Below are 21,054 nucleotides of genomic sequence, written 5' to 3'. Positions count from 1 at the left end.
GGGTGAGCCAGAGATGGTGTTGGTGGCATCGCCCGTAGAACGGTTTCATCCGCAGGTGAGGGTCATGAAGTTGCGTGGACCCGCAGCACCGGCGGAGTTCGGCACGCGGTAAGACTCAGAGAAGCAGAGGAAAGGGAGGGCCGTACACCGTTGGATCGCCCGCACCGGCAGCAGTTCCGTCGGGGTGGACACCGCAGTCTCCATCGAACGAGAGGTGGTCTTCGGTCACGCTTATGCGATCCTCGCACCCGACGCTGTCTGTGGCGTCCGGTGCGGACACGACAAGCCGGCGAACGTGCCGGTAGATGGTGTTTGACCCATAAACCCTTGGGCCCCGGCGCTGCTGCGCCGGGGCCCTCGACCTGGAGGCTCCATGGCCCAACCCGATGACATGTTCGGTGACGAGGACTACCCGGCCTACACCATGGGCCGTGCCGCGGAAATCGTCGGTACCTCGCAGGGCTTCCTGCGCCGCCTCGACGAGCTGAAACTCATCACCCCGCACCGCTCCGGCGGCGGACACCGCCGCTACTCCCGCTATCAGCTCCGCCTCGCCGCCCGCGCGCGGGACATGGTCGATGAGGGCACCGCCGTCGAGGCCGCCTGCCGGATCATCATCCTCGAAGACCAGCTCGAAGAAGCGCTGCGCATCAACGCGGCCCGCGACACCACCTGACTGGTCGGCCCCGCCCAGGCCGGTACGGGCGTCAAACGGACGCCGTGCCAGCATCCGCGGTCGCCCAGCCGTTCAGTGTGCCGGCTGTGCGATGCCCGGCCAAGGTCGCAGCGCTCGCGGCGGAGATCATTGCATGGCGACGTATGGGTGCTCGGCGCCTTCTCGTGCGATGCGGACGTTCCAGTAGTACTCGGCGATGGTGTCGGGCTGGGTTTCGGATCGGTCGAATACCGGATCAGGTTGTCGATCATGGCATCCGGACATGCCGCCGATCGCGCGCTGCGGCTCATCAGCGATCGTGACGCTCCGGTACCCCGCTGGGGCCAGCGTGACCCTCGGGCCTATGCGCGCTCGTGCCGATGAGAGTGCGGAGGACGACGAGCGCAGCTCTCACCCAGTCCTTTGAGGTCGGCGTCGGTCGCTTCTGATGGTGCCGTCTCGGGATCTGCCAGACGTCGGCATCGCCCCGCTCGTCGGTGGCCGGCAACAGGCTCGTGGGAATCCGGCTCGGAATGGCTCACCCGGGGCCGGCCGGACCATTGTCGACAGCAGTCGACCGCCGAACAGCGAGCGCGGTGAGAGCGAGCGCGAAACCGGCGATGAGTACACCGCCCACCTGGTCGTTCATCGACCTCGGACCGGTCTCCGGTTCCATAGTCAGGCCCAACCAGGCGTACGTCAGTACCCCGCCGGCGACCAGCCCAAGTCGGTGGCGCTCGCCGAACCCGGGACGGCTTGACCAACGGAGCACCGCGACGGCGAAGACGACCATGAGCAGGAGAGCGGCCGCCACCTCAAGCCAGCCGGGCAACGTCTCGGTGAGCATGAACAGGCTCGACATCGCAAACGCGGACAGGCCGGCGATCCACACCCTTGGCGCGGGCCTGCCTGACGGCGGCGGTCCGCCGACCCGCTGCGGCACCAGGAACGCAGCGACGACCAGCCCCGCCACCACGAGCGACGCGCCGGTCACCTGTGCCTCTGAGGCAAGGAACCCGGTCTCGCGATAGGTCTCCCAGCCCAGCCATGCCGACCCTCCGGCGAACACCGACGCCGTGACAGCTATGCCGACCGGGCCCAGCCACGGCCGGGCCCGCCTGTCCGGCACGAGCGACTCCACGATGGTGATGGGGATGTAGGTACTCCAGATGGCGTGCATCGCCACGACGATGATTGTCAGCGAGGCGTCGACACCGAACGCACCGATGTACGTGTCGCTGCCCTCCGACTGGCCGACGAAGTAGTGCTGATTGAACAGCATCTGGTCGATTAGTCCCTCCTCGACCAGTGCGTAGGCGACGCCGAGGATGAGCATCGTGGCCGATCCGCGCCCGGACCGGCGCGCCGTCTCCCTGATCAACAGCGCACCCGCACCGTACATCAGGGCCAGGAACGGCAGCAGCGCAAGATCCGAGACCTTCAGATTGCCCAACAGATACTCGCCGAACAGCGGTGACAGCAGGAAGAGGCCCACCGCCGGCAAACCGCGACGCCGGCCAGCCCGATCGGGAACCGCATCTTCGGCTGTATCCGTCATGTCTTCATGCTCGGCGGCCGTTACCGGCACGGCTACCGACTTTGGTCGACACAGCAACAACCAAGGACTACAGATCGAGCAGCAGCAGATCTCTCGGTGCTGAAGGAGAAGGAGCCAGAGTTCAGAACGAGTGCTGCCGAGTTCCGACCCAACGGGAATCCTCCGACGGCGCGCCTTACTACTCTGCAGCGAGTCACGCGCCGGCGTCCGGCCGCCACGTCACGCTTGGTGAAGTCGAGTGCTGACGGCCCGGCGCTCACTCGTGCCGAATACAGTGCACCCGATCTTGCCGTGCGCCGTGGAGATTGCACTGCCGCGCTGCTGACGGCTTCACACCCGCGGACGAGCCGCGTCGATGCCCGAGTTCGCGTAGTCTGGCCGGCATGCATCGTAGTCGATTGGCGAGTGTCGTCTTCGACACGCCGGTCGCGCAGGTCGGCCCGGAGGTGGATTTCTGGTCCGCGGCGCTGGGCACCCCGACCTACTCGCCTCCCAGCGAGGAGCAGTTCACCGCTCTCGTCGGCGCCGTCCCCGACTTCTTCACCGTCGTCCAGGCGGTCGGCGACGACCCGCCGCGCTACCACGTCGACATCGAGACCGACAACCTGGCGGCAGAGGTAGCTCGCCTGACGGCGCTCGGTGCGGAGTCACTGACCCGCTGGAAGGACGCCTTCGTGATGCGCTCGCCAGGTGGGCACCTGCTCTGTGTGGTGCCCGTGCACAGCGATCCCGAGACGTTCGCCAGAACAGCGCACACCTGGCCGTGACCCAGCCGCGCGACTCGAAGCCGGCGCGGTGCACGGCCGGGTGGCCCACGATGGCCACGTGGTCACTTCCCGATCCACGACGTCGACCCGGTCGGCCGTCGCCGGACGAGGTGTCCGCTCCCGCATCTGCCGCTGCGCGCTTCGTGCCGGAACGGGTTCGTTGCCAACGGCAATTGGCACGGCGCGCTGAGTTCTCCGGTCGTGCCGAACGTTGCGCGCCTGATCATCAAGAACGGCGATCGTCGAGAGCGCGGCGTTCCATGACGCGATCGGCAGGACTCTTCAGCCCTTCTTCGGCGATGAACTCCAGGAAGTCCGCGGCCACCGGCTCGTGATCGTCCTGGTCGTGGAAATGGAACCAGACCTGCTCGTGACAGCGCCCTTCGGTGACCGGGAACCCCCAGTAGTCGCCGGTGCCCACCGCCGCCACGGCGACGAAGTCACCCTCGGGGAACCATTGCTCGTTCTCCGACCAGACATCGCCGTACCTGGCTGGTTTGCCCGGCTCAACGAGCGGGAACAACTCGACGAAACCGAACACGCCACCGCCGTATCGCGTCATGAACACCTTGTATCTGTCCGGAAGGACGATGCCCATCCGGCCCTCAACGAGCGCGATCACCTCAGGTGTGGAGACGAGCCCATCGACCAGCGCAAAACCATGCCAGGCCTGCTCCCGGGCCGACCTCTGCCGCAACGGCTCGGCCAGCATGTCGAACTCCGCAAAATCCACGTGCGAACCCTAACTCCGCCCTGCAGACAGCCAGCGCGCCGAGCATCGACCCGCGTGCGCACATCTGCTGCGGATCGGGCTCGTTGAACCACGACGCGTCGCCCGGATGCACGATGACGCCACCATCAACGGTACGGCCGCCTGGACCGATCAGGCGCTGGCGCCGACGCAGCGGAGCCCGAGCAGACCGGCGGCTGTGAGCCGGGCTGCCAGGACCGCCATCTCCGCTGGCGACCCGGTCAGCGTCGTCGTCGCTCACGAACCAGGAGGCTACGACGGCCGTCCGCCGGTGACCACGACGAACCACCTGCTGCCGGCACAAAACGCTCCACCGAGAGAAGTGCCAGAGCGAAAATCCGCTTACGATCTTGGTGTCCGCTCATGCCGCTGTCACGGCGCGTGCCGCCCAGCCGTTGCCCGCCACAGACGGTAACCGCCTTGTCGAGATCAAGACGCGCTGTCCTGCCGAGATGCGTGCACATGATCTTGCGGTGGGGTTCGATGCGGGGGCTGCGCGACGCCGGACCGCTGACCGTCGGCAGCGGGCCCGCACCGCTGGCGCGACAGCTATTCTCCGCGCGTGAGCACCCACCACTCGATCATCGTCGCCAGATCCGCGACCTCGTTGCCGTTGCTGCCGGAGGTTTGTAGCGCGTTCGGCACGGGCTGCTTCAATCTCGTGCTGTACGGCGACGGCTGGCAGATGGCCGAGATGACCGTCTGGCCCCACCAGTGGCCCACCGTCGGGGCTGGTCCAGGGCCGATCGCCGCCGCGACCGGCGCGCCGGTCCTGGCTGCCTGGATCTCCGACACCGCCTGTGCGCAGATGGCAGCCGATGTCCCCGTCGCTCCTTCGTGGACCGCGCACCTGGTCAGCGGAGCCCGGCAGGACTGCGGCTACGACCACGAGATCATGAACACGCTGCGGTCGCCCGGCCCCGAGCAGCCGCCGGCCGACCACCACCGACTCGCCGCCGATCTCGCCGCCTGGTCCGCGGCGGCCGGCCGCACCACCACGGTGGAGCGCATCGAGGCAGTGCTGCGGAACAAGAACATGCTGCTGCAGCACCGGTACCGCGCGATGGTCGGCGAGTTGGGCCTCGGCGCCGGCGTCGCGTTCGAACGCTCGTCCTGGACCGACGACCGCATTCGCACGGCGTGGTCGGAAGGGTTCGCCGCCAGTTACGAGATCCCGACGCCGTGGAACCGGCGGTCGAAGGCGTCACCGCGCTCCACCGCACTGGTCGCGTTCCTGGAACTGCACGACGCGGCCAAGTTCGATCCGACCATCACCGAGGCCGACCTCATCATGCATGCCAAGAAGGCACTCGCTACGAATGAGTGAAGCCGACACCACTGCGTGCTCGGTCATGCCGCTGCCATTGTGCGGAGCTCGGGCAACTGTTCGTCTTCTGTGTTCGTCGCCGCTCGGCGGGGTCCACGACGTTGCGATGTACGGGGAGTCGGCGCGCTCAGCCAGCGCCAGACCTCGTCGTCCCGGCCGCCCGCTGCGAACAGGGCGGGGACATGAGACAGAACAAGGGGCTCGAGACGTACGAAGAGGCCTTCAAGGACCGTCAATCGTCGTGACAGATCGACGACGACGGTCCCCCGTTGGGATGACACAGCAGACCGGCGTCTGCCATATCATGCCGACTCTCATCCTGTGGACGCCGCCAGTCGCGACACACTTCAGGTGTGCCAGCAATGACCGAGGACGAAGCGATCGCCTTCCTGGCGGAGGAAACCCACACTGGCAAACTCGCCACGGCCGGGCCGACGGGCGACCCGCACGTGGCGCCGATCTGGTTCATCGTCGACGGCCCTGACATCGTCTTCAGTACCGGCCGTGACTCTGTGAAAGGGCGTCACCTGCGCGCCAATCCCAGAGCCGCGCTCACCGTCGACGTCGAGCGGTTCCCGTACGCCTTCGTTGCGGTGCGCGGCGGCGTCTCCATCGCCGAGGATCCGTCGGACCTGACCACGTGGGCCACCCGGATCGCCGAGCGCTACGTCCCGGCCGGGAAGGCGGAGACGTACGGTCAGCTCAACAGCCAGTCCGGCAACGTGTTGTGCCGGCTACGCATGAACCGGGTCGTCGGGATCCGCGACATCGCAGCGATCTAGAGCCCTGCCGACGGGACGGTTCAGTCCGAGGAACTCGCGTTCCTCGCCTCGACACCGGCCACACCCCGTCGTAAGGCTCGCGGATCTCGATCCGGTCGCGTTCCATCAGGTCGGCCACGACCTGGGCAAGTGCGGGATCAACGACCGTACGGCCGCCTCCGATATCGGCGGCGCGGAAGCAGCGCCATCCCGGATGACGCCTCGGCGGTGAGCTGCCAGGCTGCTAGGCGACGGTCGAGCGGAGGTGTGCGATCACGGTCAGCAGCTCGGCCTGGTTGTCGCGGGTCATCATCCAATCGGGCAGGGAGGTCTCGCCTGGAACCGGCCCATAGCCGGTGCCGTCGGTGCCGAGGCGGACTCGTGCCCGTAGGTAACGGTCCATCCGGTCGAGATCCTCGAGATTGTCGGCCTTCAGCAAGTTATCTCCGCAGCAGCGGGCCTGTAGCCACAGCGGGTGGCCGAAGATAGGTCCATATGCCTCACCTCCGGCCGGGCGTCGGATGGCCGTCCATCCGCTACGGTGCTCGGAATAGCCGCAGGCTGCGCATGCGGCATGCCACGTGGCGTCTGTCGCCAACCCCTCATGTTCGTCTGGGCTCACCGTGGCCTGGGCGACGCAGTGTGGGCAGCGAACGAGTACTACATGCTGGTACTGGAACCACGCCGGAGTTCTCCGGCCCCGCACACGGGTATGCTCTCCACGGCCGTGCTGCTCGCGCAGGTAGCGTTGCCACTGCGAGAACTTGGGCTGGGGCCGTCGAGGGTCGTCAAGAAGCCACAGCAGGTAGCCAGCCCGCTCGCGTACGACTGCGTCCCCAGCCGCGAGTAGGCCCTGCAGCTGTCCGGACAGCGGCTCGCGGGGCAGCACCCGGGCCAGCTTGGCGTACCACTCGTCGCCTAGGCGCTGTGGCCGGGAGGCCGCCTGCACAACCAGGTCGGCCAGCAGCCCCACGTAGCGGTCGGGTATCTCGCCCGCTCTGCGCGTCAACAGGCGCAGCATGCTTGTCTTGCTGCTCCATTCTTTGGCGTGCCAGGTCCACTCATTCGGGAATCGGGCTTCCCACTGCAGGTACAGCAGCATGTAGGGCAGACCTGGCCAGCTGCGCAGATCCTCGTCGGGTCGCCATGATGCCCAAATCGCGTCAGGCAGCAGCCGGAGACGTGTCTGCCGGTGTTGCTCGTGAAGCGCCTCGTTGCCGGGCTCGTTCCTTACCGCGTTGGAACGTCGCCACGCCTCATAGCGATCCAGCCTGACCTGCTCCAGCATGAGATGGGCCCTCTCGCGGCAGGACGGATCGTCGCTGATCAGGCCCAACGCCCAGCCCAGCCGCTCATCCCAGCCTTCGCGCACCAGCGCAGTGGATCATTGCCATTCACCCTTCGGCAACCATCTTTCGTCGCCGTTAGCGGCGCCCGCCAACTCACCGCCTGGATCACTCAAGATCAGACACGTAGCCGCCGGTGGTGCGCGGCGGGCGGTCAGCTCTTGTCACTGCGGGTAGCAGGCGCGGCGAAGCCGTCGCTTCCTGTCCTGCCGATGAGCGAGCGGTAGGGGGCTGGCGAATCAAGCAGCCCGGATGTCGAGCAGTTCGGGCGAGGAAAGTTCATCTGGATCCGTCTTTTCGACGCCGACCCACTCGATGCCGCCGAGAACCTCCCCCCGCTGAGGGTCCTGGATCGTGTAAAGAATCAGGCCGTCGTGGGAGCCTCGAACGCCCGCATTGACTCGTATGCCCATCCCGAGGCCGCGACCACGCTGGAAATCGATGGACGGGCATCCGCAGCCGCATGTGCCGACGACGACCGCTTCCGCCGCCTGGTCCCGCAGGGGTTCGACGTTCTGGACATCAACCGCCAGCAGCGCCTCAAGCACCGCCCGCTCTCGCTGAGTCAGTGGTCTCGTGCCCATGTCAATGATCGTCTCACCAGTGCCGGAGGCCGACATCCGCTATTGCCGCTGGTCTGGCGCAGTGGCTCGGCGGTGACCATCACGCTTCGTGCACCACGCCCGGAGCATCCGTGCGCACTCGTGCCGATGTCCGGACGCTTCCTCCGGACGCACAACGAGGGCAAGCGAACGGACTTCCCGAGCCAACAGGCTCAGTGCAGCGAGACACCGCCGAGCATCGCAGCTGCCAATGCCCGCGCGGCCTCCTCGGCCTGCCCGGCGCCGACACCCCCGTCATACCGCAAGATATCGACCGTGACGACCACGTTGGCGCGGCGGGCGAAAATCCTGACCCCGGTGCCGAAGGCCGACACGAACGCCTCGTCGCCGATGCCACGCAGTGTCCGCGGTTCGGGCAACCCTATGCGGTCGCTTGCGAAGCGGTCGACCGCCACCGCGATGCTGGACCGGGTCGCCTCCCCGTCATAGCGCGTCACGCTACCCGTCAGCCCGAGGAACGGCGCCACCGGCCCGCCCGGCTCGTCGTCACGGCGGAACCAATCGCATCTCGTACGCACGCCGTGGCTCATCGGGTCGGATTCCTGGTGCAGCAACCGGCGCGAGTTGGCCGGCCAGTACGGGTCCAACCCAGCGGCGTCGAGGGCGGAGCATGCGCTGTCAGTCCGGGTCGCGGTCGGTGTCCACGGCCAGACCACACCGCGGCTCCCCACCACCGCCACACCGACGATCACCGACCAAAGCGCCGCCACGACCACCCACGTCCGGTTGACCGCTCGCGGTATCCGCCGCTGGCGTAGCCGCAACAGCATGAGCAGCGCCGCCAGAGCCACGGCGAACAGCAAAACCATTGCGTGGAACCGGAAATCGAACGGCCCGGGCCGGACCACGAATGCGACCAGCAACGCCACGCTCGGGACCAACATCGCGACGATGAACACGATCGTCGCCCGCGGCCGCCGCGCATCCGGAGGCGACGGCTCACCAGGCTCCACATCCGACGCCGAAACTGTATCGGTATCCATTCCGATCCCTTCAGCCGAACCGCACCCGAGCGTCAATCCAGGTGACCAGCACCCGCACGACCTCGCCGCCTCGGTCGTCCGCGATCAGACCCGGTCCGGATCCAGATCGGCGTTGAGCACCACGTCAGCGCGGGGCCACCCTCACCACGCCGCCCACGAACCGGTGATCCAACGATGCGTAACAGCCCGGCACAAGTTCCCACCACGATGTGCGCGTCACCGTCATCTCAACCCAGTCATCCAGACCGCCCACGCCACCGTACCGGCGCCACACCAGTTTCGTCGTCCTGGATCTCACCGGAAACCGGGTCGTCCTGACATGGGCTCCGTTGCGTTGGCCGACGGCAAGATCCGGCAGCACGGTCCGGTGATCCTGCACCCGTGGTCGCGCACCGTCGCCCGTGCCGTCCGCGTTCGTCGGGTTCCGCTTCCCAGCCGAGATAGTCGCAGGACTGAGCTCAGGCTTAAGTTTTCCGATCTCTTGACCCAGCCAACCGGCATCGAAATTGCAAGATCACGAGCACTGATCTGCCGCGATCCGAGCGCGGATCTTGTCCATGAGCTGGTGTTGTCACGCTTGCAATGACAGAGGTCCTCGCATGGCTCGAGCGCGAGGGCGCGGCCGAACGCTGCTCGTTCCGTTCATCCCATCGGGTCCGGCCACTCGTGGTAGGGCAGCAGGTCCCTCAATTCGACAGACCGGTCCGGCCCGAGGACCACCGCTGTGCCAATGTTGGCGTCGTCGATCTGGCGAATGAACTCCCGGCACCGTCCGCAGGGCGGCAGAACGTACAGTCGTCCCGATTCGTCCCGCCACACCGCGACGATGCGTGCGACGCGGTATTCGCCAGCAGTGACCATCGCGGCCACGGCCGCATGCTCAGCACAGAATCCGTGCCCGAACCGGTGTCGATACAGACCCCGAGGTACTGATTGCCATACGAGGTCACCAATGCAGCCGCGACGTTGCCGAACAATCGATCGCGCACAATGCGTGGGTTGAGTGCCGCGACAGCGGCCCGGATCAGCTCCAGGTGCGGCCCGTCGGACACCAACGCAACCTACCAGCTGATCCCAGCGGACGCGATCGGGAAAGAGCACCTCACCACCACGTTGCATGGACCAGCATGAACCCTGTCCGATCTGCTTGATCGGCTGCGCGCTCATGGCCGCTGGTCTGGCGCTGCGGCTCGGCGGTGACCGTCACGCTTCGTACACAACGCCGGGAGCCTCCGTGCGCACTCGTGCCGAATACAGTGCACCCGATCTTGCCGTGCGCCGTGGAGATTGCACTGCCGCGCCGCTGACGGCTTCGCACCCACGGACGGGCCGCGTCGGTGCCCGAGTGAGCGTAGTCTGGCCGGCATGCATCGTAGTCGATTGGCGAGTGTCGTCTTCGACACGCCGGTCGCGCAGGTCGGCCCGGAGGTGGATTTCTGGTCCGCGGCGCTGGGCACCCCGACCTACTCGCCTCCCAGCGAGGAGCAGTTCATCGCTCTCGTCGGCGCCGTCCCCGACTTCTTCACCGTCGTCCAGGCGGTCGGCGACGACCCGCCGCGCTACCACGTCGACATCGAGACCGACAACCTGGCGGCAGAGGTAGCTCGCCTGACGGCGCTCGGTGCGGAGTCGCTGACCCGCTGGAAGGACGCCTTCGTGATGCGCTCGCCAGGTGGGCACCTGCTCTGTGTGGTGCCCGTGCACAGCGATCCCGAGACGTTCGCCAGAACAGCGCACACCTGGCCGTGACCCAGCCGCGCGACTCGAAGCCGGCGCGGTGCACGGCGGGGTAGCCCACGATGGCCACGTGGTCACTTCCCGATCCACGACGTCGACCCGGTCGGCCGTCGCCCGACGAGGTGTCCGCTCCCGCCGGTGCAGCCCGGAGCGTTGCACATCGTCGAGAGAGATCAGGTCAGCTGACAACGACCAGCCGCCCGACTATCTCGGTTTCCGCATCTACCGCCGAGGGTGAGCGCGAGTTCGACCGTGTCCGTCACGCCGCGTGATGAGGTCACGCGGCGACCGGCGCGCTGAACTGCCGATGAGCGCGTCTCGTACGACATAATGCGGCACGTGGATCTTGCCGGATTCTGGGCGCTCATCGAGCGCTCGGCGCAGGAAACCGCCGATCCGGTCGAGCGAGGCGACTGGCTCGCAGAGGCACTGACCGGGCTCACGGACGAAGAATTGATCGACTTCCAGGACCATCTCGACGCCCAGATGGATCGGGTGGGCTCCTGGTCGATGTGGCACGCGGCCAGCCTGATCCAGGATGGGTGCAGCGATGATGGTTTCAGCGGGTTCCGCGCGTGGCTGGTCGGCCTTGGTCCCGTCGTGGTCGACGGTGTCGCTGACGACCCTGACGGGCTCGCTGACCAGCCAGAGGTACAGCGCCTGGCCGGCCGGCACCCGCGCACCTGGGCTGAAGCGGAATGGCCCTACTGGGAGGAATTGGAGTTCGTTGCCGTCCATGAATACGAACGCCGTCACGGTGGCTGCGCGAGTATCCACCACGCGCTGACGTCCCGGCTGACCACCGCCGAGCCAGTGCCGCAGCCCGTCGAGGAAGGACGCTGGGATCACCACGACCTGGCAGAGTCCCGTCGGCGGCTGCCGCGACTCGCCGCGATGTTTCCCCAGGCCGGACCATCCCAGGCCACGGCCGAGGCCGCGCAAGCCTCCCTCATGCAAGCGCAGGAGCGCCTCGAACGACAGCTCGCAGGATCCGGCCGAACGTTGGCCGAGTTCTTCCGCGGGATGCCGCCCAGGACTCCATGACCAACGAGTACTCATGCCGCAGTTCGTGCGGTTGAGCTGGGGGTGTCGGTGTCGTGGACGGCTGGTCAGGTATGCCATGGCAGTAGGTCCGTCGGGTCGGTCAATTGGGGATCGATGGACTGCACGAACGCTGCGTCGAACGGCCATCCTCGTTCGCCTGTTTCGCGGGCGAGCAGGAATCGAAGGAAGTGCCAAAGGTCGCTGGCGACCCGCCAAGCGTACTTGCGACCGCCGGATGCATGTCGGTTCCGAGCCACGCTCTCATGGCCGCGGTTCGTGCGCGCTCGCCAAAGCCGCGGACACACCGAGGTCAGCGCGTGTTGCGCGCCGGTTCGTCTGGCCAGTCCGCCAGGATGATCAACGGCAACGAGTCCGGCGACCGATACTGATCGCCCCGGTAGTACTCGATGTGCTGATGGCGATTGACACCTCGGTGATCCGCTGTCTCGACCTCCTCGGCCACACCGTCGAGTGCGTCCCAGACGATGTCGAGGTACGTACGGCCGCCGGTAAGACGCAGTGTGGTGTCGTTGAGGCCGACAAGGAGCGGGCCGTCGGTGATCTCCTGCGCGACGGTTCCGCCCTCTGTCGGAACCTCGACGGGCTCCACCTCGCATCGAAGGAGTTCGCTGAGGGCTCGCAGAGCAGCCGGTGGACCGGCAAGCTCCAACTCGCCTCCACTGACCGAAAGCCGGCAATGCTGCTGATCATCCACGGCGGCACTGTCGCTCGCGTCTCGCCCTGGCCCAACCGCGGCATCCGCTCATGGCCGCAGTTCTCGCGCGTCGGCGGGCTTGAAGGTCGTCACGCTTCGTGGTGAGCGCCCGTGCGCGTCGAACCGTGCAGCTGTGCACACTCGTGCCGATGTGCGTACGGCTCGCCCGCCTCTGGTTCACCGGTGCACCATGCCGGAGGATGTGTGAGTGCCGCATATCGTTGATGTGCCAGGTTCGCTGAGCGATCGAGCGCGGGCATTCCTTGCCACACATGCGCGGACGGTCCCAGTTGATACCGGTCCGAGCGATGAGGACTGCCGGGCAGCAATGCTCACGGCGCTCGGGCGAAGCGACGAAGTCGCGCTGGCCACCCTACGGCGGCTCCAACGCCGCTACTCCGGGCTCACCTACCGCAGCCCATCTCGAGACGACGAGATCGTCTTCGAGCCGGTGCTGGAGGTGGACTCCGACACGGTAGGAGTCACGTTTGACTACGCCATCATGGATCGGTCGCCGGACGGGTGCCGCAGCGGCTTCGTGCTTCCTGACCTGACGGTCTGGTTCCGTCTTCTTGACGTCGATGTGCGGACGTTCCCCTCGCTCGACCACTTCATTGAGTGTGACGCGCTGCTCCACGACCTCGGCCACCAGCGCCCAGCAGCCGTGGAAACCCCGCCGGATGCCAACGCATACCTGGAAGGTCTACGCGAACGTCACCCACAGTTGCGCCGAATGACGGCGCAGAGCGGGTTCTGCATCGAATGGTGGGGCGACGACCACAGGCTCGTGTACTTCAACGGGCTGGATGCCCAACTGTGGGCAGGAAATGGCGACGGTTCGGTGCCGACCGTGGTAAGGACCTGGCTCGTCGATGGTTCCACGTAGTGCCACAGCTGGCCCTGCACGGGCATCCGCTTCTGCCGCAGGTTTCGCGGACGCCGACATGAAGACCGTCACGCTTCGTGGCGGCGTTCTGCGGGTCGAACCACCGCCACGGTGTTCGCTCGTGCCGAGAAGCGTGCGTCTCTGCGGCGGGGTCATGGCGCGCGGCGGACTGTGTGCGCGATGGCCTCTGCGATTTGGCGTCTTGGACAGGTACGGGCTCAGCCGATCAGCGGGCGGCTGACGACGCTGTCGGTGCGGCCGCTCAGTTCCCGGTCCAGGGTCTCCTGGGCGTCGCGCATCGCCTCGGCGTACGGCGGTTCGGCGAGCCGCCGCATTCCTACCTCGGGTGCGACGTCCTCGACCACCGCGCTGATCCACCAGATGTTGCCGAACGGGTCACGTATCCGACCGCCCCTCTGGCCGAAGGCCTGGGTCGCCGGTGCGGTGACCACGCGGGCTCCGGCGGCGACCGCGCGCTCGATCGTGGCGTCGGCATCGGCGACGAAGACCCGCAGTAGCGACGGCATGGCCGGCCAGTCCGGTAGCCGGTCGAAAGCGAGCAGGACGGTGTCGCCGACGCGGATCTCGGCGTGGCCGATGGTCCCGTCCTCCAGCCGTACCCGCCCCAGCTCGACCCCGTCGAACACTGCGGTGAGGAAGTCCAGCAACTGCCCGGTGTCCGGCGTGACGATCCACGGCGCGACAGTCGTGTACCCGGCGGGCGGGGTGCTGCTCATGACGATCTCCCTCGTGTCCTGGCGGGCCTGCGCCCCACGGTAGATCTCGTATAGGTCATCTCCCGTCCTAAATCGAGCGGCACACTGGCAGCCATGTCCGACGCGCGTGCCCGATTGCAGACCCCTTGGCTGTGGCCGGGCAGCGAGCTGGCGCAGCGGCTCGGGTATCCGGCAAGACCGTGCGGCACAACATCGACCGGTCGCGCGAGCACATCGACACAATCGCCTCTCCACCAGCAAAGCCCGTCAAGGTGGGGTGCACGGACATGCCGTTGCGACACGAAGTCACACCTTGCCGATCGAGGCGTGCAGCAGCAGCGGCGTCACCGCGCGCCGCGCCGCATGACCCAGTCTGCCGGCGGATGGACTGGGGGACGACCGGCATTTGTGGGCGGTCGTCCAATTTAGGTCCCTTCGGTGGTTGTCCGAAGTAGTTGACTGTCGCGTGTGCCCGTGCGGGCCGGCGTTGCGGCCGTAACGAAGGCGAGCAGGTGTTGCGGGTTGGCCAGTAGTGGGGCAAAGCCGAGTTCGGCGGCGCCGACAAGGGTCGCGTCGTCGCCCAGACCCGAGGTGCGCAGTCGTACCCGCTCGCGGGCCACCGGCAGAACGTTGGTCGCGATCCGGGCACGCACCTGCGCCGACGCGGCTGGGTAGACGTCGCGGAGCATCCCGCCGAAGATCACCATGGCCGGGTTGAACAAGTTGATGAGATTGGCCACGCCGATGCCGAGCCAGTCCCCGATGCGCCGCACCGATTCCAGCGCGGCCGGATCGCCCCGGTCGGCGTCATCGACCACAGCCCGTACGGCATCGCGGCCGAACTGCGTGGCGGGCCTGCCCGCGGTGTCGAGCAGGGCTCGTTCGCCCACCTCAGCCTCGAAACAACCCCGCGAGCCGCAACCACACGCTCGCCCGTCGTACGGGTTGATCACCATGTGGCCCACCTCGCAGCCGTAGCCGCCGTCTCCGTCGAGCAACTTGCCCCCGACGATGATCCCGCCCCCCACGCCCACATCACCGTGCAGATAGATCAGGTTCTGCAGGCCGATGCCGACACCGCGCTGCTGTTCGGCTAGGGCGCCCAGGTGTGCCTCGTTACCCACGGCCACCGGCAGGCCCAGTCCGAGCCGCCGGGAGAGTTCGGCGCCGAATGCCTGGTCCACCCAACCCAGGTCAGGGCCGAAGCGCACCATGCCGTCATCGGGCCGGATCATGCCGCAGTACGATGCGCCGATCCCGACGCAGGCCGAACTGGCCGGCGCAGAGCGGTGCAACCGACGACCGAAGCGGGCCAACACGTCCACGACCCAGTCAAGATCAGCACCGGCCCGTGGTCGTACCGCCTCGAGCCGGTCGAGTACGGTCCCGCCCAGATCCACCCTGGCCGCGGTCACCCGGTCCACGGCGACATCGAAAGCCAGCACGTGTACCCGGTTGGGCTCGGGGCGCACCACCAACGACGGGCGCCCACGCCGACCGGCGCCGGCCGGCGCCTCCTCTCGGACCAGGCCGACAGCGATCAGCTCGGCAGTCAGCGCCATAATGGTGCTGCGGTTCAGGCCCATCCTCTCGGCCAACGCTGCACGGGAGACCGCACCGTCCAGATGGACGTGCCGCAACAGAATGCCGAGGTTGGGCGATGGATCCTGCAGAACCACGCGAACCTCCGACATCGGCTCGGATGCGCCAACAGCCGAGCCCGGAAACAGGACCGGCGGGCGCCGCAGTCCAAGGCCACAGCGTACCGAGAACCCCACCCCGCGTTTACGCTCGGCCAATGCGCCCATCTCGGTGTCGCCTCCACCAACACCGCAAGCCGTAACCGGCTCTGTTGCGTTGACGGTGGGCATGATCGAGGCAGGCTTGAGCGATGAAGGTCGCTGCCCACCAACGCCCGATGATGCCGCCGGGGTCAGCGTTCGCCGGGTACCGATTTCCGCCCGAGGTGATCGTGGTCGCGGTCCGCTGGTATCTGCGGTTCGGCCTGTCCTACCGTGACGTTGAGGAGCTGCTGCTCGAGCGCGGTGTCGAGGTCGACCACGTGACGGTGTTCCGGTGGGTGCAGCGGCCAGCTGGTTCTTCCGCCGAGCGTTGGCCACGTTGAAGGTGACACCGAGCGAGGTGATCACCGACGCGGCACCGGTGTACCCGGCCGTGCTCGATGAACTGGTCCCGTCGGCGCGGCACCACGTTGAACGCTATGTCAACACCCGATCGAGGCCGATCACGGCCAGCTCAAGCACCGGCTCAGACCAATGCGCGGCATCGTGGGACTGATTGTCGTCGCCCTGCTGCTGCCGATCACCCACGTGGCGAGATACCGTGATGCCAGGCAGCCTCCGGCCGTAGCAACGTTTCCCTCAGCATGGAACGGCGCGTCCAGAACAGTGACGTGGCAGGCTTCGACGAACGGTCGGGTCTTCATGTCCGTGCAGGCAGGCATGCCATCCAGCAACCCGAGCCGGGCGAGCACCAGCGCGCCGGAGCACTGCGCACCGATCAGCTGTCGTGAAGGGTCGAGCGGCAGCCTCGAGAGCATCCGATCATCGGCGACCACGTCACGCGCCTTCACCCCGCTACCGATCAGCACGAGGTCAGCTTCGGTCACGAACTCCATCGGACGCTGCCCAGTCACCTCGACGCCGTTCATTGACATGACCACCGGAGCCGGCGTCGTGATGAAGGCTTCCAAACCGTCACTCCGGCACCGGTTGATCAGAGCGGAAGCGATGAAGCTGTCGAGCTCGTTGAACCCGTCGAAAGTGACTACGGCTACCTGCAACACAGCTCTTTCGGTGCGGCACTAGAGTTCCACGCTCCCGGCACACCCGCTCCAGGTCGAGAGCCAATCACAGCAGGCGGGATGCGCCTGGCGAGTAGATGACACGGCGCCAGTTCCCGTGTTGCCGGTGTCTGGGCGCCACCACGGATGGGTGGCATGGCGACATCCCGCACCGCGACAGGTAGACCGTCTCTTCTCGAGGTCGCCGAACTGCTCCGCCGGCGCGTGCCGAGGGTTCGTCGGTGACCTGCGGGTAGGTGCCAGGTAACCAGCGACGCAAGGAGACGACAAGGAGTTGTGCCATGGCCGAGTCTCATACCCCTGCCGATGACATCGTCTACGACCTCGTAAGCATCCAGTACCACGCCCTCAAAGGCAGCCAGGTGTGCGCGAAGTACGCTGCCGACGCCAAGGGCCACGACGACGTCGAGGCGTTCATCGAACAGGTCCGCCGCGAGGACGCCGACCGCGCCGTGCGCGCCCACCAGCTGCTGGGCAGGCTCACCGCCGCGCGCGCCGGCATCGGCTGAACAAGGAAACATCGGCGGCCACGGCCAAGGTTCGGCCTTTGTCCGCCGCCTCCACTGACCGGGCGTTCCTCCATGTGCGTCTGCAAATGGTAGAGCAGACGTAGCGACACGGGTAACGATGATGCCCGACGGTTTGGCCCAGCGCGGTACACCAGTCCAGGTCAACCACGATGACTGGGTTCTGGAACCCCACAAGATCCGGGACTGCAGGTGCCGCCCGGAGTTCCGGGCGGCACCTCCGGTGTATCACGCGAGCGTGGCCGCCGCCCGCTTGATCAGATCGGCGACGACACCGGGTCGTGACACGTAGATCGCGTGGCTTCCGGGCGTCTCCGCGACTGTTGCCCCGATGCGCTCGGCCATCGAGGCCTGCGCGGCCGGGGGGATCATCCGGTCCTCCGTGACGTGCAGGTACCAGCTGGGCTTCGTGTGCCATGCGGCCTTGGTCACGATCCCGCCGAGCGCCTCGAGGCCCCAGGGCACCTGCGAGTCGGCCATGAACGCCGCTTCCTGCGCGGACACGTCGGCGGCGAACGACTCGGCGTACCTCGTACGGTCGAGGAAGAGGTAGCCGTTGACGGGCGGCAGGATGGGCGGCTGGGGCCCGTCGGCGGGGAAGGTGCCGAGAAGGGTGTTGACCGACTCGCCCTGGTCGGGCGCGAACGCGGTGACGTAGACGAGGGCTTCAACCTTGTCGTGATTGCCGGCTTCGGTAATCACCGCGCCGCCGTACGAGTGGCCGACGAGCACGACAGGACCGTCGACGGCGTCGAGCACGTCGCGGGTGGTGGCGGCGTCGTCGGCGAGCGACTTCGTCGGGTTCTGCACGATGCGGACGGCGAAGCCGTCCGCTTTCAGCTCGTCGTAGACCCGGCGCCATCCGGCACCGTCGACGAAACCGCCGTGCACGAGCACGATGGTGGCACTCATGTTGGCTCCTTCCAGAATCTGGTGGACAGGAGCGAACCTAGAGATGACGCGGCTTCGAGCGGATCTGTCAGATGACCTAATTCGTCTCCGAGCCATCGACACGCAGTGCGCAGTAGAGTCTGAGCCGTGCCGGGTCGGTTCTCCACCATGCGGCTCGTCGGCCGTGAGCGCGAGCTGGTGCTGCTGCACGAGTTCGTCGACGACGCGGCTTCCGATGGCGGCGCCCTCCTCATCGTCGGTGAGGCGGGTGTCGGTAAGACCGCGCTTCTCGACGCCGCGGCCGCCCATGCCGCCACACTTGGGGCACGCGTACTGCGCGCGTCCGGGGTCGAGTTCGAGGCCGAGGTGAGCTTCGCCGGGCTCCACCAACTGCTCTCCCCGCTCATTGCCGAACTCGCTGCCCTCAAGCCGGAGTACCGGCGCGCGATCGGCGTGGCGCTGGGACTCGAGGCAGGGCCGCCGCCAGATCCGTTGACACTTGTGAACGCGCTGCTCACGCTCCTGGCCGGCGACGCATCCGTCCTGATGGTTGTCGATGACCTGCAGTGGCTCGACCGTGCGAGTGCCGCCCTCTTCGGAATCCTCGCCCGACGATTGCCCGGCACCGGGGTCGGCCTGCTCGGCGTCGTACGGACGGGGGAAAGCAGTGTGTTCGAGGACGCCGGACTTGGCGAGATCGCGGTCGGACCCCTCGACGAGGCCGCCGCAGCAGCGCTCCTCGCCGAAGCGTTCCCCGGGCTCGTACCTCGAGCGGCCCAGCGCGTGCTCACCGAAGCACAGGGGAACCCACTGGCGCTGATCGAGCTTCCGACACACCTCGGTTCGGGCGTGCCCGAGCCCTCCTTGGGCCGCACCCCCGTGGGCCGGCGGCTGCAGCTGCACTTCGCACGCCAGATAAACGGGCTGCCCGGCGAGACACGCGCGCAGCTGCTGCTGGCCGCGCTCGACGGCACGGGCGACCTGTTCCCGACGTTGTCGGTCAGCGACCTCGAACCAGCCGAGCGGGTCCGACTGATCCGCGTGCATCCCATCACGCACGGCATTCAGTTCCGCCATCCGCTCACCCGGTCCGCCGTCGTCCAGCTGTCGACCGACGAGGAACGCCGTCAGGCGCATCGACAACTGGCGAGCCGTCATCAGGCCGAGTCGGAGCGCCGCGCATGGCACCTGGCAGAGGCCGCGTCCGGGCCGGACGAGCAGATCGCGCGACTGCTCGAGGAGGCCGCGCTGAAGACGAAGGGCCGCGGCGACCCGGTCGGGGCGATCGGCCTGCTGCTACGGGCCGCGGACCTGAGCCCCGGACCCGACGACCATCACCGTCGCGCCATGTTCGCGACATACCTCGGCGCGGATGTCACCGGCGATCTCACAGACCCGCACGTGCTGGCGGCCCAACCGAGCGGCGGACAGAGTCATCCGATCGCGGCCGCCGTCGCCGCGGCGGCATACATGGTCAACAGCGGCGGCGACATCGACACCATCCACCGGGTGCTCCTCGCAGCGCTGCGCAACGCCGGCCATCCGGTGCCGGTCTGGGACCCACCGCTGCAGGAGATCGTGTACGTCCTGCAGGCAAACTGCTCGTTCGGCTCCCGCGCCGACTTGGTGGCCGACTATCGAGCGGCGCTCGACCGGCTCGGCCTCGATCCCCCGGAGATCCTCGGACTGCTCGGCAGCACGTTCCTCGAGCCGGCACGCCTCGCATTACCGTCGCTCGCGCGGCTGGACGAGGCGATCGCTGGAATCGGTGATCAGGCCGATCACGCTCACGCCGTTCGACTGGGCATCGCCGCGATGTACGTCGACCGGTTGGCGGGATGCCGCAATGCGCTGTGGCGGGTCGTCGATCACGGCCGCGCCGGCGGCGCCATCGCATCAGCGATCAAGGCGTTCGTGCTGCTGGGCTTCGATGGGCTTCTCAGTGGCGACTGGGACCGGGTGCTGAGTCTGGCCGAGGAGGGGCTCGCCTTCACGGAGCGGCACCACTATCGGCTGCTCGGCGGGTTTCTGCAGTACGACCAAGCCATGGTCGCGGCTGCCCGCGGCGACCGCGGCGCCGTACGCAGGATCACCGACGATCTGGTCAACTGGGGAGCGCCGAACCGGATCGGCTTCGTGCTGCAACTCGCTTCGCACGCGAAGTCGCTGGCCGCGCTGAGCCATGGGGAGTTCGAGACCGCGTACCACCGTGCGGCCGAGATCTGCTCGCCCGAAACGGTGCCCGTCTACAAACCGGCCGCGCTCTGGGTTCTGCTCGACCTGGTTGAGGCCGCCGTCCGGGCCGGGCGGATGACCGAGGCGAGGACGCACGTCGCCGACATCGAAGCCGCAGGTGTTGCCGCGATCTCGCCTCGACTGGCCCTCATCGCCGCCGGGGCCGCTGCGATGACGGCGTCGGGCGATGCCTACCGCGATGCCTTCGAGGCTGCGCTCGCGACGACGGGGGCGAGCCGTTGGCCGTTCCCGCAGGCACGGATCCAACTCGCATACGGGGAGCGACTCCGACGCGCCAAGGCCACGACCGAGGCTCGCAGACAGCTGGCCGACGCACTCGACACCTTCGAGCGACTCGGCGCCGCCCCGTGGGCGGCACGCGCGCGCAATGAACTGCGCGCAAGCGGGCTCGCTGGCAACCAGGCGCCCGCTCCCGCAACAATGGACGCGCTGACCCCACAGGAACGGAAGATCGCCGAGCTCGCCGCCGCCGGCCTGACCAACAAGCAGATCGGGGAACGGCTGTACCTGTCCCCCCGCACGGTCAGCGCCCATCTGTACAAATTGTTCCCCAAGCTCGGCATCACCTCGCGAGCCGCGATGCGCGACGCACTCGGCGACGCTCCGCTCACCGGGTCGATGTAGCTGCACCAGCCGACGGTGGCGCCGCAACACTCGCATCGAACTGGGCCACGCTGAAGGGATGAG

The 21,054-nt window shown here is 67.4% G+C and carries 21 protein-coding genes; 10 read left to right on the top strand and 11 right to left on the bottom strand.

What is annotated here, in order from left to right:
- The first annotated feature begins 373 nt into the window (after positions 1 to 373).
- Positions 374 to 676, top strand: coding sequence for a MerR family transcriptional regulator (locus tag AB0J72_RS26210; protein ID WP_363402992.1), 303 nt, complete (start codon positions 374 to 376; stop codon positions 674 to 676).
- Positions 677 to 1,193: 517 nt separating this feature from the next.
- Here the strand turns inward: AB0J72_RS26210 and AB0J72_RS26205 are convergent.
- A complete protein-coding gene (locus AB0J72_RS26205; RefSeq protein ID WP_363402990.1) occupies positions 1,194 to 2,243 on the bottom strand; it encodes a hypothetical protein in 1,050 nt (349 codons plus the stop codon).
- 353 nt (positions 2,244 to 2,596) lie between these two features.
- On the opposite strand from AB0J72_RS26205, the gene AB0J72_RS26200 reads away from it, so the two are divergent.
- On the top strand, positions 2,597 to 2,980 hold the full coding sequence (locus AB0J72_RS26200; RefSeq protein ID WP_363402988.1) for a VOC family protein: 384 nt from the start codon (positions 2,597 to 2,599) through the stop codon (positions 2,978 to 2,980).
- Positions 2,981 to 3,206: 226 nt separating this feature from the next.
- Here the strand turns inward: AB0J72_RS26200 and AB0J72_RS26195 are convergent, their stop codons facing one another.
- Complete coding sequence (locus AB0J72_RS26195; RefSeq protein ID WP_363402986.1) at positions 3,207 to 3,713, bottom strand: SMI1/KNR4 family protein; 507 nt, start codon at positions 3,711 to 3,713, stop codon at positions 3,207 to 3,209.
- Between the two features lie 580 nt (positions 3,714 to 4,293).
- Here AB0J72_RS26195 and AB0J72_RS26190 point away from each other — a divergent pair.
- The gene (locus AB0J72_RS26190) at positions 4,294 to 5,058 is read left to right on the top strand and encodes a hypothetical protein (RefSeq protein ID WP_363402984.1); all 765 of its coding nucleotides are present in this window, start codon (positions 4,294 to 4,296) and stop codon (positions 5,056 to 5,058) included.
- A gap of 362 nt (positions 5,059 to 5,420) precedes the next feature.
- Complete coding sequence (locus tag AB0J72_RS26185; protein WP_363402982.1) at positions 5,421 to 5,840, top strand: PPOX class F420-dependent oxidoreductase; 420 nt, start codon at positions 5,421 to 5,423, stop codon at positions 5,838 to 5,840.
- A gap of 223 nt (positions 5,841 to 6,063) precedes the next feature.
- Here the strand turns inward: AB0J72_RS26185 and AB0J72_RS26180 are convergent, their stop codons facing one another.
- From AB0J72_RS26180 to AB0J72_RS26165, 4 genes are all read right to left on the bottom strand, one after another.
- On the bottom strand, positions 6,064 to 7,191 hold the full coding sequence (locus AB0J72_RS26180) for a hypothetical protein (protein WP_363402980.1): 1,128 nt from the start codon (positions 7,189 to 7,191) through the stop codon (positions 6,064 to 6,066).
- 213 nt (positions 7,192 to 7,404) lie between these two features.
- Positions 7,405 to 7,749, bottom strand: a complete 345-nt coding sequence (locus AB0J72_RS26175) for a hypothetical protein (RefSeq protein WP_363402978.1) — start codon at positions 7,747 to 7,749, stop codon at positions 7,405 to 7,407.
- 191 nt (positions 7,750 to 7,940) lie between these two features.
- Positions 7,941 to 8,771, bottom strand: a complete 831-nt coding sequence (locus tag AB0J72_RS26170) for a hypothetical protein (protein ID WP_363402976.1) — start codon at positions 8,769 to 8,771, stop codon at positions 7,941 to 7,943.
- Between the two features lie 642 nt (positions 8,772 to 9,413).
- Positions 9,414 to 9,641: a hypothetical protein gene (locus tag AB0J72_RS26165; protein WP_363402974.1), complete on the bottom strand. Its 228-nt coding sequence runs from the start codon at positions 9,639 to 9,641 to the stop codon at positions 9,414 to 9,416.
- 495 nt (positions 9,642 to 10,136) lie between these two features.
- On the opposite strand from AB0J72_RS26165, the gene AB0J72_RS26160 reads away from it, so the two are divergent.
- Together AB0J72_RS26160 and AB0J72_RS26155 are read left to right on the top strand one after the other, a co-directional pair.
- Positions 10,137 to 10,520, top strand: coding sequence for a VOC family protein (locus AB0J72_RS26160; protein WP_363402972.1), 384 nt, complete (start codon positions 10,137 to 10,139; stop codon positions 10,518 to 10,520).
- 327 nt (positions 10,521 to 10,847) lie between these two features.
- Positions 10,848 to 11,552, top strand: a complete 705-nt coding sequence (locus tag AB0J72_RS26155) for a DUF4240 domain-containing protein (RefSeq protein WP_363402970.1) — start codon at positions 10,848 to 10,850, stop codon at positions 11,550 to 11,552.
- A 310-nt stretch (positions 11,553 to 11,862) separates the two neighbouring features.
- On the opposite strand, the gene AB0J72_RS26150 is transcribed toward AB0J72_RS26155, so the two are convergent.
- Positions 11,863 to 12,267 (bottom strand): hypothetical protein, encoded by a 405-nt coding sequence (locus tag AB0J72_RS26150; protein ID WP_363402968.1) that lies wholly within the window; start codon positions 12,265 to 12,267, stop codon positions 11,863 to 11,865.
- A gap of 328 nt (positions 12,268 to 12,595) precedes the next feature.
- Between AB0J72_RS26150 and AB0J72_RS26145 the strand changes: the two genes are divergently transcribed.
- Positions 12,596 to 13,153 (top strand): hypothetical protein, encoded by a 558-nt coding sequence (locus tag AB0J72_RS26145; protein ID WP_363402966.1) that lies wholly within the window; start codon positions 12,596 to 12,598, stop codon positions 13,151 to 13,153.
- Positions 13,154 to 13,371: 218 nt separating this feature from the next.
- Here the strand turns inward: AB0J72_RS26145 and AB0J72_RS26140 are convergent, their stop codons facing one another.
- On the bottom strand, positions 13,372 to 13,890 hold the full coding sequence (locus AB0J72_RS26140; RefSeq protein WP_363402964.1) for a VOC family protein: 519 nt from the start codon (positions 13,888 to 13,890) through the stop codon (positions 13,372 to 13,374).
- A gap of 404 nt (positions 13,891 to 14,294) precedes the next feature.
- Complete coding sequence (locus tag AB0J72_RS26135; protein ID WP_363402962.1) at positions 14,295 to 15,548, bottom strand: ROK family transcriptional regulator; 1,254 nt, start codon at positions 15,546 to 15,548, stop codon at positions 14,295 to 14,297.
- 212 nt (positions 15,549 to 15,760) lie between these two features.
- On the opposite strand from AB0J72_RS26135, the gene AB0J72_RS26130 reads away from it, so the two are divergent.
- Positions 15,761 to 15,994 carry a hypothetical protein gene (locus AB0J72_RS26130; RefSeq protein ID WP_363403050.1) on the top strand — a complete coding sequence of 78 codons (234 nt, stop codon included), beginning with the start codon at positions 15,761 to 15,763 and terminating at the stop codon, positions 15,992 to 15,994.
- A gap of 120 nt (positions 15,995 to 16,114) precedes the next feature.
- Here AB0J72_RS26130 and AB0J72_RS26125 read toward each other — a convergent pair whose 3' ends face one another.
- Positions 16,115 to 16,675, bottom strand: a complete 561-nt coding sequence (locus AB0J72_RS26125) for a DJ-1/PfpI family protein (protein WP_363402960.1) — start codon at positions 16,673 to 16,675, stop codon at positions 16,115 to 16,117.
- A gap of 299 nt (positions 16,676 to 16,974) precedes the next feature.
- Between AB0J72_RS26125 and AB0J72_RS26120 the strand changes: the two genes are divergently transcribed.
- A complete protein-coding gene (locus AB0J72_RS26120) occupies positions 16,975 to 17,202 on the top strand; it encodes a hypothetical protein (RefSeq protein WP_363402958.1) in 228 nt (75 codons plus the stop codon).
- A gap of 246 nt (positions 17,203 to 17,448) precedes the next feature.
- On the opposite strand, the gene AB0J72_RS26115 is transcribed toward AB0J72_RS26120, so the two are convergent.
- Entirely contained in the window at positions 17,449 to 18,132 is a 684-nt protein-coding gene (locus tag AB0J72_RS26115) for an alpha/beta hydrolase (protein ID WP_363402956.1), read from the bottom strand.
- 126 nt (positions 18,133 to 18,258) lie between these two features.
- On the opposite strand from AB0J72_RS26115, the gene AB0J72_RS26110 reads away from it, so the two are divergent.
- On the top strand, positions 18,259 to 20,991 hold the full coding sequence (locus AB0J72_RS26110; protein WP_363402954.1) for an AAA family ATPase: 2,733 nt from the start codon (positions 18,259 to 18,261) through the stop codon (positions 20,989 to 20,991).
- Positions 20,992 to 21,054 lie beyond the last annotated feature (63 nt).

The organism is Dactylosporangium sp. NPDC049742, assembly GCF_040674675.1.
GTDB classification, from domain to species: domain Bacteria; phylum Actinomycetota; class Actinomycetes; order Mycobacteriales; family Micromonosporaceae; genus Dactylosporangium; species Dactylosporangium maewongense.
The sequence above is the reverse complement of the archived record's forward strand: the minus strand, read 5'-3'. Positions and strand labels throughout refer to the sequence as shown.